Raw genomic sequence first — 12,943 nt, forward strand, 5'->3', positions numbered from 1 at the left:
TAGTGAAAATGGAGTTTGAATTTGTGGAACTAGGTGGAGATGCATTTGCGTACCGTCATGAACAAGAAGGCGAACTGCTAGCTGAAATTACGTGGACACTTCTCGGAGATGTTATGGTGATGGATCATACATTTGTATCACCTGCTCTTCGTGGTCAAGGTGTTGCAAAAGTATTGCTGGACCGAGCAGCTGACTATGCACGTGACAAAGAATTGAAGATGGAGCCTGTTTGCTCGTATGTCGTCACTGCATTTGAACGATATAAAGACTATGATGACGTGAAGGTATAACTTGAACTAGTAGCAAGAATTGGACGCAATTACGCCGATATATAATTGATAATCAGCATACTAAAAGGCAATCCGCAGAGTTTTCATAACGGATTGCCTTTTATAGTAAAGCTGAAAGTTCTGACTGCATGCTGATCCCTCACATTAAAGTAATGAAGTACAAAATACCTGTCAACACAGATGCGCCGGCGACAGTGTACAATAAGTCAGATTGGCTAAAAATTAGCTTTTTCTCCATTTGTAACGTCCCCTTTCTCTTCAGTTGTAGGTGATACATATTTAGTACCCTATTTGAAAAAAATGAAACCTATTCTACCAAATAACGTATAATCATATATAGAATAAAAGAAAGAGGTGTAAAATATGAAAAGAACAGCAGAAAAGTCTTTATCCATTGTTAGTCTTGTACTATCAATAATCGGCATTATTTTGAGTGTCATTTTAGTGTCATTTTTTAACCTTGTGAAGTCAGATCCCCAGTTCCAAAATGAGTTTGAACAAGGAATACTTTCAGATCCTACACTAGGGCCGGAAGATCTTGAGATAATTAATATGGTGTTAGGTTTATTCGGAGGTACTATGTGGTTCATCATTATTGGTCTAATCATCAGTGTGATAATGACAATTGTCGGTATCGTGAAAATCTGGAATAACAATAATCCGAAACTGGCGGGGATAATGTTTATCATTGCGGGCGTCTTAGCAGGGGTTATTTCCTTACCATCGATTCTTCTTTATATTGCAGGAATTCTTTGTTTTACAAGAAAACCACCGATGACCGATAAACCGCAGTTTACAGACGATCAATATGATGGAACAATGAGGCCGTTATAAGCTAGAAAAACCGCATTCCTTTATTACCAAGGAATGCGGTTTGTTTTTACTATATAAGAACAGGATCGTAAATATAATAAACATACTGTGCTGTTTCGACGGGATGCCCTTCGAAATCTTCCTCGAATACTTCGAGTAGCTCAAAGCCCTGCTTCTCATAAAAAGCTCGTCCGTTTAGATTGCGTCCATCTACGTAAACAAAAAATTGCTGGGCATCATTCAACATAGAAAGTGCATAGTTAAATAGCTTTTTACCATAGCCCATATGCTGATGCGATGGTAAAACATACATCGCAGTCAATTCGGAATCACCGTCTTCATCTTTTTTCGTGAAGTTTGCAAAACCAATGGGATTTCCTTCGCACTCAGCAATGAGCACAGTAGACCTCTCCATCCGCTTTAGCATCATCGCATGTGAATAGGAACGATCGATAAACTTTTTCTGAATATCTTCGGGAATAAGACCTTTATATGTTTCAAACCAAGTTAAACGTGCAATGTGTTGAACGTGCGCGCTATCCTGGGTTGTCATCAATCGGATCATTGCACTTTCACCTCAACATTTCTTTTTGTTATCATAACAAATAATGGGGATGAAAACTACTATTGTCATGAAAATGATATATTTGTAAAAGGGGACTTGATTATGAAATGGATGTTTGTGAGCGGCTTTAAAAGGGTATACTTGATATATCCGTAATTTGAATGAAAGCTAGGAGGAATGTTGTAAATGGCACGTAAACGAAACAATGGCTTACTAATTGCGACGATCGCTGCAGGCGCTTATGCTTATTTTAGTAAAAAAGAAAATCGTGATAAGGCACAGGTTGCTTTCAATAATATGAAGACGAAAGTCGATTCTTTCATGGAATCACAAAAGTTAAATCGTTCTCCGGAGACGAAAGTCGGTCATTCGGATCCATACGATCTTCAAGACAATAAAATGGTCAGTGAAGGTGCTCAGACGAGCGTTCATTACTATAATCAGGAAGTTGAAGATGATGTGAAAATGACATCTGAAACAGACGGGCTTTATCATAAAAAAGAACAAAGTGGTCAAGAAGAGCAGTAAGTGATTTATTGTATTATCATATTAACATAAAAAACGCTTCCTCTAAAATAAGGAGGCGTTTTTTTATGTTGTAAATATGTTGAAAAGTATTATACTTTAGGTAGTAGGTAAATGAAGGAAACCAACGTATTGTTTATTTTATAGAGTGGAAAGGGGTAATCAGATGCAGTTAGCTTATGATGGACAGCCATTCACATCTACTGAGGCCTTTATACATGAACTTGAACAGAAATATAACTACGGAGGAATTGAGTTTTTTTTCGCAAAGGAAAAAAAGTTGTTACAGCATCTATTTCTATTGGAAGGAGAAGAAGCACACCAAGTAGTTCAAGAGATTATAGAGTCCATGCAAGAGCATATAGAAGAAGATAAGTTTACTATGATTAAGTACTATTTGATCACTCTTTCATCGATAATGGCTAGGAATTTAGAAAGTGACTATGATAATTCTAGTAAAGCATTTACTTTTAATGTATCTTGTTTCATGCTCATTGATTCAAAACTAAATGATAGGAATGCCATTGAAGTGGCGGATGAAATCATTGAATTTTATATGCATGTCCTAATGAAGAAAAAACGACCAGCCCTTCTGCATAACACAGTAAATAATGTCATTTTGCATATTGATAAAAGAATAGAATCTGCGTTGACTGTCGAAGAAATTGCTAAACAATTCAACATTAGTGCGAGCCATTTGTCTCGTATATTCCGAGAGCATACTGGTTCTACGCTTGTAGAATATATTAATATTCGTAAAGTAGAAGAGTCTCAATATCATCTGCGTTTTTCTGATAAGAAAATTGCTGAGATATCGGACAAATTCTTTTTTTGTAATCAAAGTTATTTTACGCGTATATTCAAGAAGTATACGGGGCGAACACCAAGGGAATTTCGAAGTAGTTTAGCAGGAGAATACTATAAGTTCACACTTCCAGGGGAAAAAAGTAGTCAATGGACGGTCAATCGTTGTAATCAGGTGACCATGTAGGGTATACTTTGCAGTAGTTTGAATTAGTGAAGGTGAGCCTATATGAAGAAGAAAATTGCGTTAGTATCAATGTTGATGATGACTGCTGTTTTTTTAAGTGGTTGTGCCGGTGTTGAGAATAAAGAAGGTACGTTTTACAATATTTTTGTTAAGCCAATGGATTGGTTATTACAATTTTTTAGTGACCAGTTCAATGGAAGCTATGGTCTCGCGATTATACTCATTACAGTATTGATACGGTTAGTTCTTTTGCCGCTTATGCTGAAAAACTATAAATCGCAGCAAGAGATGAAAGTGAAGATGGATGCACTACGTCCGGAAATGGAAGATATCCAGAAACGTATTAAAGAAGCGAAGGACAAAGAAGACAAAGAAGAGCAGATGAAGCTTCAGCAAGAGATGATGGGGCTCTATTCAAAGCATGGGGTCAATCCGTTGAATATGGGTTGCCTACCACTTATCATTCAGATGCCAATCATTATGGGTCTCTACTTTGCTATCCTTTATTCACCAGAGGTCAAGTCGCATCAATTCCTTTGGTTTAACCTCGGTGAACCAGATATGATTATGATGCTACTAGCGGGTGCCGTGTACTTTGTTCAAGCACGCGTTTCTCTATGGACAATGCCTGAGCAGCAACAGAAGCAGATGAAAATGTTCATCTACATGTCTCCTATTATGATTATGTTTATCTCATTCAAGGCGATGTCGGCGTTACCTTTGTACTGGGCAGTCGGGGGGATTCTCCTTATTTTCCAAACATACTTGGGACGCAAATTGTACTACAAGGAAGTTCAGCCAGTAGTCAAAGTAGAAGAAGCTGTTGAATCGACAGAAGTAAAGGAAGAACAAGTAGACACAGTAAAACTAGAAAAAAAGAAAAAAGATAGCAAATGACAGAAGGCTGGAGAGCAATCTCTGGCCTTTTTTTGAGGTTAACAAGCAAACTGAAACGAGAAATGATGAATAATGGTAAACTATATATACATAGTGAGAAGGAAGGCATATGGATGAAAAAGAAAACGAAATATAATTATCAAAAGAAGAAAAAAGGGCAAAGCAAGACATTAACAATTTCACTACTTATTTCAGCAATCATCATGACAGGACTCGTAATCTGGCTTGGAATGAATGACTGGAGCGTAGAGAAAAGTACTAAGAGTTTTCAGAAAGTCATTAACCAATCAGCTCCAGTAGTGGAGGATTCTGAACTAGCCAAAGAAGAACCGGATTTGGCGGAACCACCTGAAGTTGAAATAGGCGAGAATGAGCCTGAGAAACAGTCGCCAGTAAAGGAACCTGTAAAGCCCGCAACGACACCCGTAAAACCAGCTGAAAATGATGCGAAGGAACCTGAAGAACCTGTAAAAACGAATCCGAAGATTGATAATGGCGGCTATATCGAAGGGCAAAAACTACCCTCAGAACCGACATATGTACAAGAGATTTTGATAGCTAATAAAAAGTATCCATTACCTTCAACATTTGCCCCTGGTGAAGATAAGACGGCGCGTGCCGCTTTTGACCAAATGGCAGCAGAAGCTACGCTATCGGGTTTTAAACTTACGGCATTCAGCACGTACAGGGCTTTCGACTATCAGACAACGCTTTATGAAAGATATGTCGCGCGTGATGGTAAGGAAGCAGCGGACACATATAGTGCACGTCCTGGCTATTCTGAACACCAAACGGGGCTTGCATTTGATATTGGTGAAGTGAATTTTGAAAAGCATTGGGCTTCTTCATCATTCGGAGAAACGGAAGCGGGGAAATGGGTGGCAGCAAATGCCCATCGTTTTGGTTTCATTATGCGCTATCCTGAAGGCAAAGAAACTGTGACAGGATATATGCACGAGTCGTGGCATTTCCGATATGTTGGTATTGAAATCGCGACTGATATTTTCCAACGCAACATTACGTTGGAAGAATATCTTGGAATTTGATGGTCTACGAATAATTGACTCAGATTTCACCATACTAAAAGGGACGCCCTCATAAAATGGGAGTGTCCCTTTTAGTCTTATAGGATAGGTGATAACAAGCGTGAAATAGATTCCTTTATTTTAATCGTACGTGAACGTTGCAAATAGGCTTCATAAGTCAATTCAGTCGATAATTGCATATCCTGTTCGAATAATTCAGCGAGTTCATGTGACTTTTCACGATCGTAAATGAAGGCATTTATTTCAAAGTTTAATTTGAAGCTACGTACATCGATATTGGCTGTTCCGACAGTAGAAAGTTCGTCGTCGACAACAATTTGTTTCGTATGCAGGAAGCCATTTTCATAAATATAAACTTTAGCACCGGCCTTCAATAGCTTACCAATATTCGAATAAGTTGCCCAATAGACAAACATATGATCAGGCTTATTGGGAATCATAATTCGTACATCAACGCCTGACAGACAGGCAATCCGAAGAGCATCAAGGAAGCTAATATCAGGGATGAAATAAGGCGTTTGGATGTAAATGTACTTTTTTGCGATGAAAATCATTTTTAAATAACCGTCTTTTATTTGTTCCCATTCCTCGTCGGGGCCGCTGGAAACAATTTGCATACCAACTGAGCCTTTTCGCGGGATAGCAGGGAAATATCGTTCTGCGTATTCAATATCATGCTTTTCTGAAGCTTGGTTCCAGTCTAAAATAAAGCGGGTTTGCAATGGATGTAACGCACTTCCTTCAATACGAAGATGTGTATCACGCCAATAGCCAAATTTACTATTCAACCCAAGATATTCGTCTCCGACATTGAATCCACCAACGTAGCCAATTCGTCCATCGATGACGACGATTTTTCTGTGATTTCTGTAATTTAAACGCGGATTAATGAGAGGCATAGTGGCTGGAAAGAAGGCTTCAACCTCTCCGCCGTGATCCGTCAATTCCCGGAAATGCTTTTTACGAAGTCCACGAGAGCCGATATCATCAAATAAGACACGTACTTTCACGCCTTGTTTGGCTTTCCGAACTAACACATCTACTATCCTTTTCCCTAAGTGATCTAGCCGTAAAATATAGTATTGAAAATGGATATGATCTTTGGCATTTTCCAGATCCTGGATGAGGGCTTCAAACTTCGCTTCCCCATCGTTGAAAACCTGGACGTCATTATCTTGAGTTAACACAGCATGATTATTGCGCAAGTGAAGATAAATCATATCCTGGTAGTGAGCTGTATCATCGAGTCTAAACTCAAGTGTATCTTCTTCAATTGCTTCAATTTGGTAATCAATTAATTTCTCGATACCAATTTTACTCCGTCCTTCCCAACGGAAAAGATGCTTCTCTCGTAATTGTCTGCCGAGTAATAGGTAAATAAAGAAACCGAAGATGGGGATAAAAAATAACACAAGGAGCCATGCCCATGTAGAGGTTGGATCCCTTCGTTCCAGAAAAATAAGAGCGATTGCCAGAAATATATTCAAAATAAGAGTGGCTGTTACCGAAAAACTAATTATTTGAGCCATAAGCGCCCTCCTTTTCAAATAGATGTTTATGTAATTAGTATAACGGATAATGAAGATAAAAGAGGAATGGAACAACTAATTATTAAGAAATACGTCAAGGCTAGGTTCAACAGGAAGCTGTCAGTTTAGATTAGTATCTTATGACTTGGAAAATATAGTTAACGTTCAGCCCAATTCAGCAAGAATTCGAACCATAGTAAAATGATTTGCATACTTTGTAAGTATAGAAAGGGAAATTCCTACTAACTATTTGATAAAACCTACTTGACTGATAGGTATTGATGGTATAAAGTATGTTCTACACTTACATTATGAAATGAGGAGGAACAGAATATGGATACATTATTTCTTTTATTGAACATTGCTGGTTTGCTGTTGCTCGTCGGTCTATTATATGGAATGAACCGCAAAAAGGTTTCATTTTCGAAACGTGTATTTACAGGACTCGGGCTCGGAATTGCATACGGACTTATTTTACACTTTGCCTATGAAGCAGATTCAGCAGTATTGAAAGAATCTATGCCGTGGTTTAACTTAATCGGAGTTGGCTATGTCAAATTACTTCAAATGATTGTTATGCCACTTGTTTTCATTTCTATCCTAGCGGCATTTACAAAAATAACAATCGGTAAGAACTTTGGGAAAATGGCTGCTATGATTTTAGGGATGCTAGTCGGTACAACAGCTATTGCTGCTATCGTCGGAATATCGGCATCACTGATATTTGGACTTGATGCTTCTGAAATCGTACAAGGAGAAGCGGAAGTTGCACGTGGGGCTTCAATAGAAGAACGTTCAGCGGGTGTATCTGAAAAGGCGTTACCTGATCAGTTGATTGACTTATTGCCTGCCAATCCATTCCTTGACTTCACAGGTGCACGTCCAACATCAACAATTGGGGTCGTCATCTTTGCAGCATTCCTTGGTTTCGCGTACTTGGCGATTACAAGAAGAGATGAAGAAAATGCGGCAACGGTGAAAAAGGGAATTGACGCGATTTATGCTTTGATTATGGGCGTCGTCAGAATCGTCCTACGTTTGACGCCATACGGAATTTTAGCGATTATCGCACGTACTGTTGCGACATCGGATTTTGCCGCTATCTACAGTCTCGGGAAGTTTGTACTCGCTTCCTACGCAGCACTATTGGTGATGTTCGGAATTCACTTAATCATTATTACATTATCAGGATTGAATCCAATCACATACGTGAAAAAAGCAGGAGAAGCGTTGATATTCGCCTTCACCTCACGTTCAAGTGCAGGAACATTACCGTTAACGATTGATGCACAGACGAAACGTATGGGTGTACCTGACGGGATTGCCAATTTCGCCGGATCATTCGGGTTATCAATTGGACAAAATGGTTGTGCGGGAATTTATCCAGCAATGTTGGCGGTCATGATTGCACCGTCTGTCGGACAAAATCCGTTAGAACCGACTTTCCTACTAACATTGATAGCCATCGTAGCGATTAGCTCATTCGGTGTAGCTGGTGTTGGTGGAGGAGCAACATTTGCCGCAATTCTTGTTTTATCAGCTATGAACCTTCCAGTCGTATTAGCAGGTCTATTGATTTCTGTTGAGCCACTAATTGACATGGGACGTACTGCTGTAAACGTTAGCGGCTCGATGACAGCTGGCGTAACAACAGCTCGTGTGACAGGTGAACTTGATACAAACGTCTACAACGAACCACTTGCAAACCAAACAGCAGAAGCTTAAAATTTTAAAAATCCCGCGAGATGACAGTATTGTCTTCCGCGGGATTTTTTTAAGTTGTAATTAAATCGTATGTCTCCATGATGAAGTCTTTGTAAGGTGTGTGGGGCATCGCTGATATATTTTTTATCGCAATGTCAATGAGACGTAACGCTTCAACTGGATTCCCAAGCTTCACGTGGCAAAGTGCTTGGTACGCATCCTTTTGGTAAAGCGAGGATAGGTCGAACGGATGGTGGATATAATCAGCGATTGTAACTTTTTCGAGGAATACAAGTGCATGTTCAAAGTCTTCGAGTCCGAAGAGAGATATCCCTTTTTCTAGATAGAGAAATGCATCATATTCCTTAGAGTAATCACCTTTTTCTAAGAGGAAATTTAATAACAGTTGGGCTTCTTCGAATGATTTTTTAAATGAATTTAAATAATGGGCCTTCGAAAGTTTTGCGAAAAAGAGCGCATCTCTATCGTCTGTAAAGTCGCCGTATTGCGTTAGCTTCTTAATGTAATAGGCGTAGTCGCTATCATCTTGCTTCATCATTGCATGCGCAGCTGCGAGTCTGTACAAGTGGTCAATGCGATAAAACACCTGTTTCTCTTTGGAAAACTCAATGGCATTTTCCATGACCTGGATTGCAGAAACGAAATCACCTACCGCATAGTGGAGAACTGCCTCTGTATAGTCAAAATCAAGTCGTGTCATCGGATCGATGAATGCGTTGTTGGCTTCGATTTCAGAACGTTCTCGGAGAAAGATAGCTAGTGCCTCGTCATAGTGATGTTCTGTAAATTTGACCATTGCTCGGAATATGCCGATACTGGCACGTCTTGGAGTAATTTTCATCTGCTCATAGATTTGTGCAGCTCTGTTAGAAGGCTCTTGCCAAGCTTCTTTTTTTTCATGGTAAAGACAGCGGCTATACATTTCCAATAAACGTGCGGCTTCATATCCTTGCATTAATTTATCTATATACGGTTCAACTAACGTAATGAGTTGGCTATATTCATCTGTTAATACATCAAAATCGGTATTATACAGTTTCTCCGCCTTGTCCAGCACTGCCCTTAATTCCTGTGTACTCACTTCTTCCAGTAGCTCTGAAACTTCAACACCAAGTCTTTCCGCTATATAAGACAGGCTCTCCATCGAAGGATTGGCCTTGTTATTTTCAATCAGACTTAGCATGCCTTTTGTCAGCTGTTTCCCTGCTAATGCTTCAAGTGTTAGCTGCTGTTGTTTCCTCAATTTCCGTATACGCTCACCTAACGTTTCGATGTGGCACACCTCCATGATTATCAATTATGCCTCGATGTAATTGCGTCCAGATTTTGAATTGAGCAAAGTTCAATTAACTCATTTCAAAATTTGTGACATCCGCAGGAGGCTTCAAATTAATTCAGCTAGGGCTAGAACCTTACTGAATTAATTTGAATATAGTTTAATTATATTAAACTTTTGCTTGTAGTGGAAGTAGTGGCGTGTTATTATTTGTTTAATTTAATTAAACATTACGGAATGGGGTGTTTTTTATGGAAGAGGCTTTGAAGCTTAAAAGGGCGACGTATCATCTATGGACATTCATGACGAGTAAGCTTATTTCTTCATTTGGTGCACAGGTATACACGTTTGCCATCAGCTTTTATATTATACAGCTGACGGGATCTGCGACGAGCTTTGCAACAAACCTTATTTGTAGCATCCTACCTCGGACGCTCATTGCACCATTCGCCGGTTATATAGCGGATAAATATTCTCGTAAAATCATTGTCATTACGGCGCAAATTGCCTCTTCTTGCGCAATTGCGGGGCTCCTCGCCATCAGTTTGACTTCGGGGTTATCTCTTGTGGCAATCTATGCAACGACCGTGATCTTATCCATAGCTTCGACATTTTCGGGAATCGCGTTTAGTTCCTCCGTTACTGGACTTGTCGATGAAGCTCGAATTCAAAAAGCAATGTCGATGAACCAGATGTCTATCTCATTTGCAACAATCGGTGGTCCTGCAATTGCTGGGCTACTGTATGGTACTGTTTCAATGCCAGTATTTCTTAGTATGTACATGATTGCGTCAATCATTGCGTTGATTCTTGAATCGACGATGAATTTTAAGTTATTCGCAAAACGAAAAGAGGTAGTCGTGGGAGAAGCGAAGGAGTCGATGTGGCAAAGTATGAAGGCAGGGGTTTCCTATCTCAAACAACAGCCTATTTTGATGGCGCTTATTTGGATTACCTTGTTTGTCAATTTCTTAATTGGTGCGTACCAAGTAGGCTATTCTTTTGTTCTTATTAACAAGTTGGAAATGCTCCCCCAACATTTTGGATTAACGGAAGGTGCATTCGCAGTAGGGATGTTGCTGTTGTCCATCTATTTATCGATGCGTAAAGAAGTGAAGTACCCGTTACTTGTGTCAAAGCGTGGCATTCTTGTCCTTGGTGTTTTGATTGGAGGTATAGGGTTGCCACTCATTTTGTCGATGCAGTATGGCGTTATGATCGGCTTTTATATTATCCTAATGTTTAGCTTTGGAGCAACAATAATACTTGTCAATACACCGATACAAGTCATGATGCAAAAAATGATTGATGATGATTATAAGGGGCGTGTGTTTTCAATTATTGAGACAGCGGCGATGGCGTTAATGCCTTTAGGTGTTGTGATTTTCGGATTTTTGTATGATATCTTCCCGGCTCAATGGATACTTATTATTTCAAGTCTGTTATTGATAGGCACTGTACTTGTGTTGGCAAGGCCATCTGTTGTGCGGAAGGCACACCCAGAACTTGCCGGAGAGAAAGTGGTGAAGTCGGATATAGTTTCGGAAGTATAAAAAAGAAAGCAACCTTCTGACATTGGTCAAAAGGTTGCTTTCACTTATTCAACTACGGCTTCTAAATTCCGCAATGATTTAGCAGACTTTCTAAACGCAAAGATCAATCCGACTGCCAGGACCGCAAGAATGGCAGAGATGAAATACATATTGCCTGCCTGTTGCGTGAAAATCCATGTAAATAAGAGAGGTCCGATGATGCGCCCCATATTGTCCATAGAGTAGGCCATTCCCGCGGCTGTTCCGTATTTGCCACCGGACTCTTTTGTCGTCAATGAAACCAAAACTGTCCGAGCGAGTGCATTCCCACCTGTGAATACGCTCAACGCAAACCCTGCCCAAATGAGGCTGGAGGTGAATGGGATAAGCAGAAGCCCTACGGCAGCTACGATTTGCGCACAAATCATCCATGTGGTTTCCGTGCCATTTTTCACACGACGAACGACACCACCTTGAATAGCTGCGTCGACAAAACCACTGGCCATGAACAAGTAACCGAGCTGAAGAGGCGTAATATCAATTTTGGTCATTTGGAATAGTTGGAATGTAGCTTCAAGTCCAGCTAGTAGGAACGTCACCATGAAGGAAAACAGGAACAGATAACGAATGCGGTATTGCCATAGCGTAGCGCCACCTTTAGGGAGTATTGCTCGTTTATTAGCCTGCCCACGTCGCTCTGGTTCTTTCAAAATGATGCTCGCATAAATCATTAACAGTAAGGTTAATGCGCCGGATGCGATGAACGGAAGCTGAAGGCTCGAATGACCAAGTACACCGCCGATTGCTGGACCAAAAATGAAACCGAGTCCAATTGACATACCGAGCAATCCCATATATTTATTCCGATTATCCTCATCTGTCATATCTGCAACAAATCCCGTCACAGCCGTGTAAAGTGCTCCTGAGAAAACACCGCCAACTATGCGTGACATATACAGAAGAGGTAAGTTTTCAATGAATAAGGCAAATAAGAAGAAGCTAAGACTGAAGCCGATTAGCCCCGTCATAATCAGTTTCTTTCTTCCTGTTCGATCTGACAATGCACCCCAGAGTGGTGCGGTGAAGAAGGAAGCAAGTGCATAAACAGTTAGTAATCCGCCGACATGTACTTCAGAGAAGCCTTGTTGCACAATGACTTCAGGGAGAATCGGAATAATGATCCCGAATCCCAAATACACAAAAAATTGAACGGACATGAGTAGAAGGATTGCTTTTTTCATAAAAAAACCTACTTTCCAGTGAATCTATACATTCATTCTACTCCTTGCACGCTATTCGGACAACGTAAATGGAAGGTCGTCCCCTTTTTGAAAAAGTAAGCAATGTAATCGCGGAACTAAACAATATTTTGTTAAAACTAAGCAACGTCTCTATCCAACTTTATCATGTATGAAATATTTACAAAAGGGCATAATTTGTAACATAATTGAAAGATTTAAAAGTGGATAGGAGTGGTATGATTAGAGTAGCACTTGAATGGAACAATTTTCATCAGAATTAGAAACTTTACCTGTATATATACGTCCTACACTAATAGAAAGGTCGAGGTGGAAAAGATGGCTAAAGAAGTTGATTTGAAGAAGATCATCTCCAACTTGGCGAAATTGGGTGTTTCGGCGACGATAACGAAATCCCGTCTGGAAATGCTGAAAGCCCTAGCGCCACCTGCACAAGACCCACAAATTCAATCCTAACACAAAGAAAAACTCCGACGAATTGTGTCGGAGTTTTTC

At 39.9% G+C, this 12,943-nt stretch carries 13 protein-coding genes; 9 read left to right on the forward strand and 4 right to left on the reverse strand.

What is annotated here, in order from left to right; translation table 11 throughout:
• Positions 1-8: 8 nt before the first annotated feature.
• Positions 9-290, forward strand: coding sequence for a GNAT family N-acetyltransferase (locus N1I80_RS02170; protein WP_340736335.1), 282 nt, complete (start codon positions 9-11; stop codon positions 288-290).
• A gap of 363 nt (positions 291-653) precedes the next feature.
• Entirely contained in the window at positions 654-1,124 is a 471-nt protein-coding gene (locus N1I80_RS02175; protein ID WP_340736336.1) for a DUF4064 domain-containing protein, read from the forward strand.
• A gap of 49 nt (positions 1,125-1,173) precedes the next feature.
• Here N1I80_RS02175 and N1I80_RS02180 read toward each other — a convergent pair whose 3' ends face one another.
• On the reverse strand, positions 1,174-1,668 hold the full coding sequence (locus tag N1I80_RS02180) for a GNAT family N-acetyltransferase (RefSeq protein ID WP_340736337.1): 495 nt from the start codon (positions 1,666-1,668) through the stop codon (positions 1,174-1,176).
• Positions 1,669-1,854: 186 nt separating this feature from the next.
• On the opposite strand from N1I80_RS02180, the gene N1I80_RS02185 reads away from it, so the two are divergent.
• From N1I80_RS02185 to N1I80_RS02200, 4 genes are all read left to right on the forward strand, one after another.
• Positions 1,855-2,196, forward strand: a complete 342-nt coding sequence (locus N1I80_RS02185) for a hypothetical protein (protein ID WP_340736338.1) — start codon at positions 1,855-1,857, stop codon at positions 2,194-2,196.
• A gap of 163 nt (positions 2,197-2,359) precedes the next feature.
• On the forward strand, positions 2,360-3,184 hold the full coding sequence (locus N1I80_RS02190; RefSeq protein WP_340736339.1) for a helix-turn-helix domain-containing protein: 825 nt from the start codon (positions 2,360-2,362) through the stop codon (positions 3,182-3,184).
• Positions 3,185-3,226: 42 nt separating this feature from the next.
• Positions 3,227-4,081, forward strand: coding sequence for a membrane protein insertase YidC (gene yidC, locus N1I80_RS02195; protein WP_340736340.1), 855 nt, complete (start codon positions 3,227-3,229; stop codon positions 4,079-4,081).
• A gap of 113 nt (positions 4,082-4,194) precedes the next feature.
• Positions 4,195-5,127, forward strand: coding sequence for a M15 family metallopeptidase (locus N1I80_RS02200; protein WP_340736341.1), 933 nt, complete (start codon positions 4,195-4,197; stop codon positions 5,125-5,127).
• A gap of 77 nt (positions 5,128-5,204) precedes the next feature.
• Here N1I80_RS02200 and cls read toward each other — a convergent pair whose 3' ends face one another.
• The gene (gene cls / locus N1I80_RS02205; RefSeq protein WP_340736342.1) at positions 5,205-6,656 is read right to left on the reverse strand and encodes a cardiolipin synthase; all 1,452 of its coding nucleotides are present in this window, start codon (positions 6,654-6,656) and stop codon (positions 5,205-5,207) included.
• Between the two features lie 333 nt (positions 6,657-6,989).
• Between cls and N1I80_RS02210 the strand changes: the two genes are divergently transcribed.
• On the forward strand, positions 6,990-8,381 hold the full coding sequence (locus N1I80_RS02210) for an L-cystine transporter (RefSeq protein WP_340736343.1): 1,392 nt from the start codon (positions 6,990-6,992) through the stop codon (positions 8,379-8,381).
• A gap of 49 nt (positions 8,382-8,430) precedes the next feature.
• Here N1I80_RS02210 and N1I80_RS02215 read toward each other — a convergent pair whose 3' ends face one another.
• Complete coding sequence (locus tag N1I80_RS02215; RefSeq protein WP_340739948.1) at positions 8,431-9,669, reverse strand: helix-turn-helix domain-containing protein; 1,239 nt, start codon at positions 9,667-9,669, stop codon at positions 8,431-8,433.
• Between the two features lie 239 nt (positions 9,670-9,908).
• Between N1I80_RS02215 and N1I80_RS02220 the strand changes: the two genes are divergently transcribed.
• A complete protein-coding gene (locus tag N1I80_RS02220) occupies positions 9,909-11,210 on the forward strand; it encodes an MFS transporter (RefSeq protein ID WP_340736344.1) in 1,302 nt (433 codons plus the stop codon).
• Between the two features lie 44 nt (positions 11,211-11,254).
• On the opposite strand, the gene N1I80_RS02225 is transcribed toward N1I80_RS02220, so the two are convergent.
• Complete coding sequence (locus N1I80_RS02225; RefSeq protein WP_340736345.1) at positions 11,255-12,430, reverse strand: MFS transporter; 1,176 nt, start codon at positions 12,428-12,430, stop codon at positions 11,255-11,257.
• A 336-nt stretch (positions 12,431-12,766) separates the two neighbouring features.
• Here N1I80_RS02225 and N1I80_RS02230 point away from each other — a divergent pair, with 336 nt between their 5' ends.
• Positions 12,767-12,904, forward strand: a complete 138-nt coding sequence (locus tag N1I80_RS02230; RefSeq protein WP_340736346.1) for an Lmo0850 family protein — start codon at positions 12,767-12,769, stop codon at positions 12,902-12,904.
• The last annotated feature ends 39 nt before the right edge of the window (positions 12,905-12,943 follow it).

The sequence above is a fragment of the Sporosarcina sp. FSL K6-3457 genome (assembly GCF_038007285.1).
Taxonomy (GTDB): Bacteria; Bacillota; Bacilli; order Bacillales_A; family Planococcaceae; genus Sporosarcina.

What these genes read in the sequence shown, in the direction of transcription:
- N1I80_RS02170 (WP_340736335.1), top strand. Translation starts at nt 9, where the DNA reads ATGGAGTTTGAATTTGTGGAACTAGGTGGAGATGCATTTGCGTACCGT.
- N1I80_RS02175 (WP_340736336.1), top strand. Translation starts at nt 654, where the DNA reads ATGAAAAGAACAGCAGAAAAGTCTTTATCCATTGTTAGTCTTGTACTA.
- N1I80_RS02180 (WP_340736337.1), bottom strand. Translation starts at nt 1,668, where the DNA reads ATGATCCGATTGATGACAACCCAGGATAGCGCGCACGTTCAACACATT.
- N1I80_RS02185 (WP_340736338.1), top strand. Translation starts at nt 1,855, where the DNA reads ATGGCACGTAAACGAAACAATGGCTTACTAATTGCGACGATCGCTGCA.
- N1I80_RS02190 (WP_340736339.1), top strand. Translation starts at nt 2,360, where the DNA reads ATGCAGTTAGCTTATGATGGACAGCCATTCACATCTACTGAGGCCTTT.
- yidC (WP_340736340.1), top strand. Translation starts at nt 3,227, where the DNA reads ATGAAGAAGAAAATTGCGTTAGTATCAATGTTGATGATGACTGCTGTT.
- N1I80_RS02200 (WP_340736341.1), top strand. Translation starts at nt 4,195, where the DNA reads ATGAAAAAGAAAACGAAATATAATTATCAAAAGAAGAAAAAAGGGCAA.
- cls (WP_340736342.1), bottom strand. Translation starts at nt 6,656, where the DNA reads ATGGCTCAAATAATTAGTTTTTCGGTAACAGCCACTCTTATTTTGAAT.
- N1I80_RS02210 (WP_340736343.1), top strand. Translation starts at nt 6,990, where the DNA reads ATGGATACATTATTTCTTTTATTGAACATTGCTGGTTTGCTGTTGCTC.
- N1I80_RS02215 (WP_340739948.1), bottom strand. Translation starts at nt 9,669, where the DNA reads ATGGAGGTGTGCCACATCGAAACGTTAGGTGAGCGTATACGGAAATTG.
- N1I80_RS02220 (WP_340736344.1), top strand. Translation starts at nt 9,909, where the DNA reads ATGGAAGAGGCTTTGAAGCTTAAAAGGGCGACGTATCATCTATGGACA.
- N1I80_RS02225 (WP_340736345.1), bottom strand. Translation starts at nt 12,430, where the DNA reads ATGAAAAAAGCAATCCTTCTACTCATGTCCGTTCAATTTTTTGTGTAT.
- N1I80_RS02230 (WP_340736346.1), top strand. Translation starts at nt 12,767, where the DNA reads ATGGCTAAAGAAGTTGATTTGAAGAAGATCATCTCCAACTTGGCGAAA.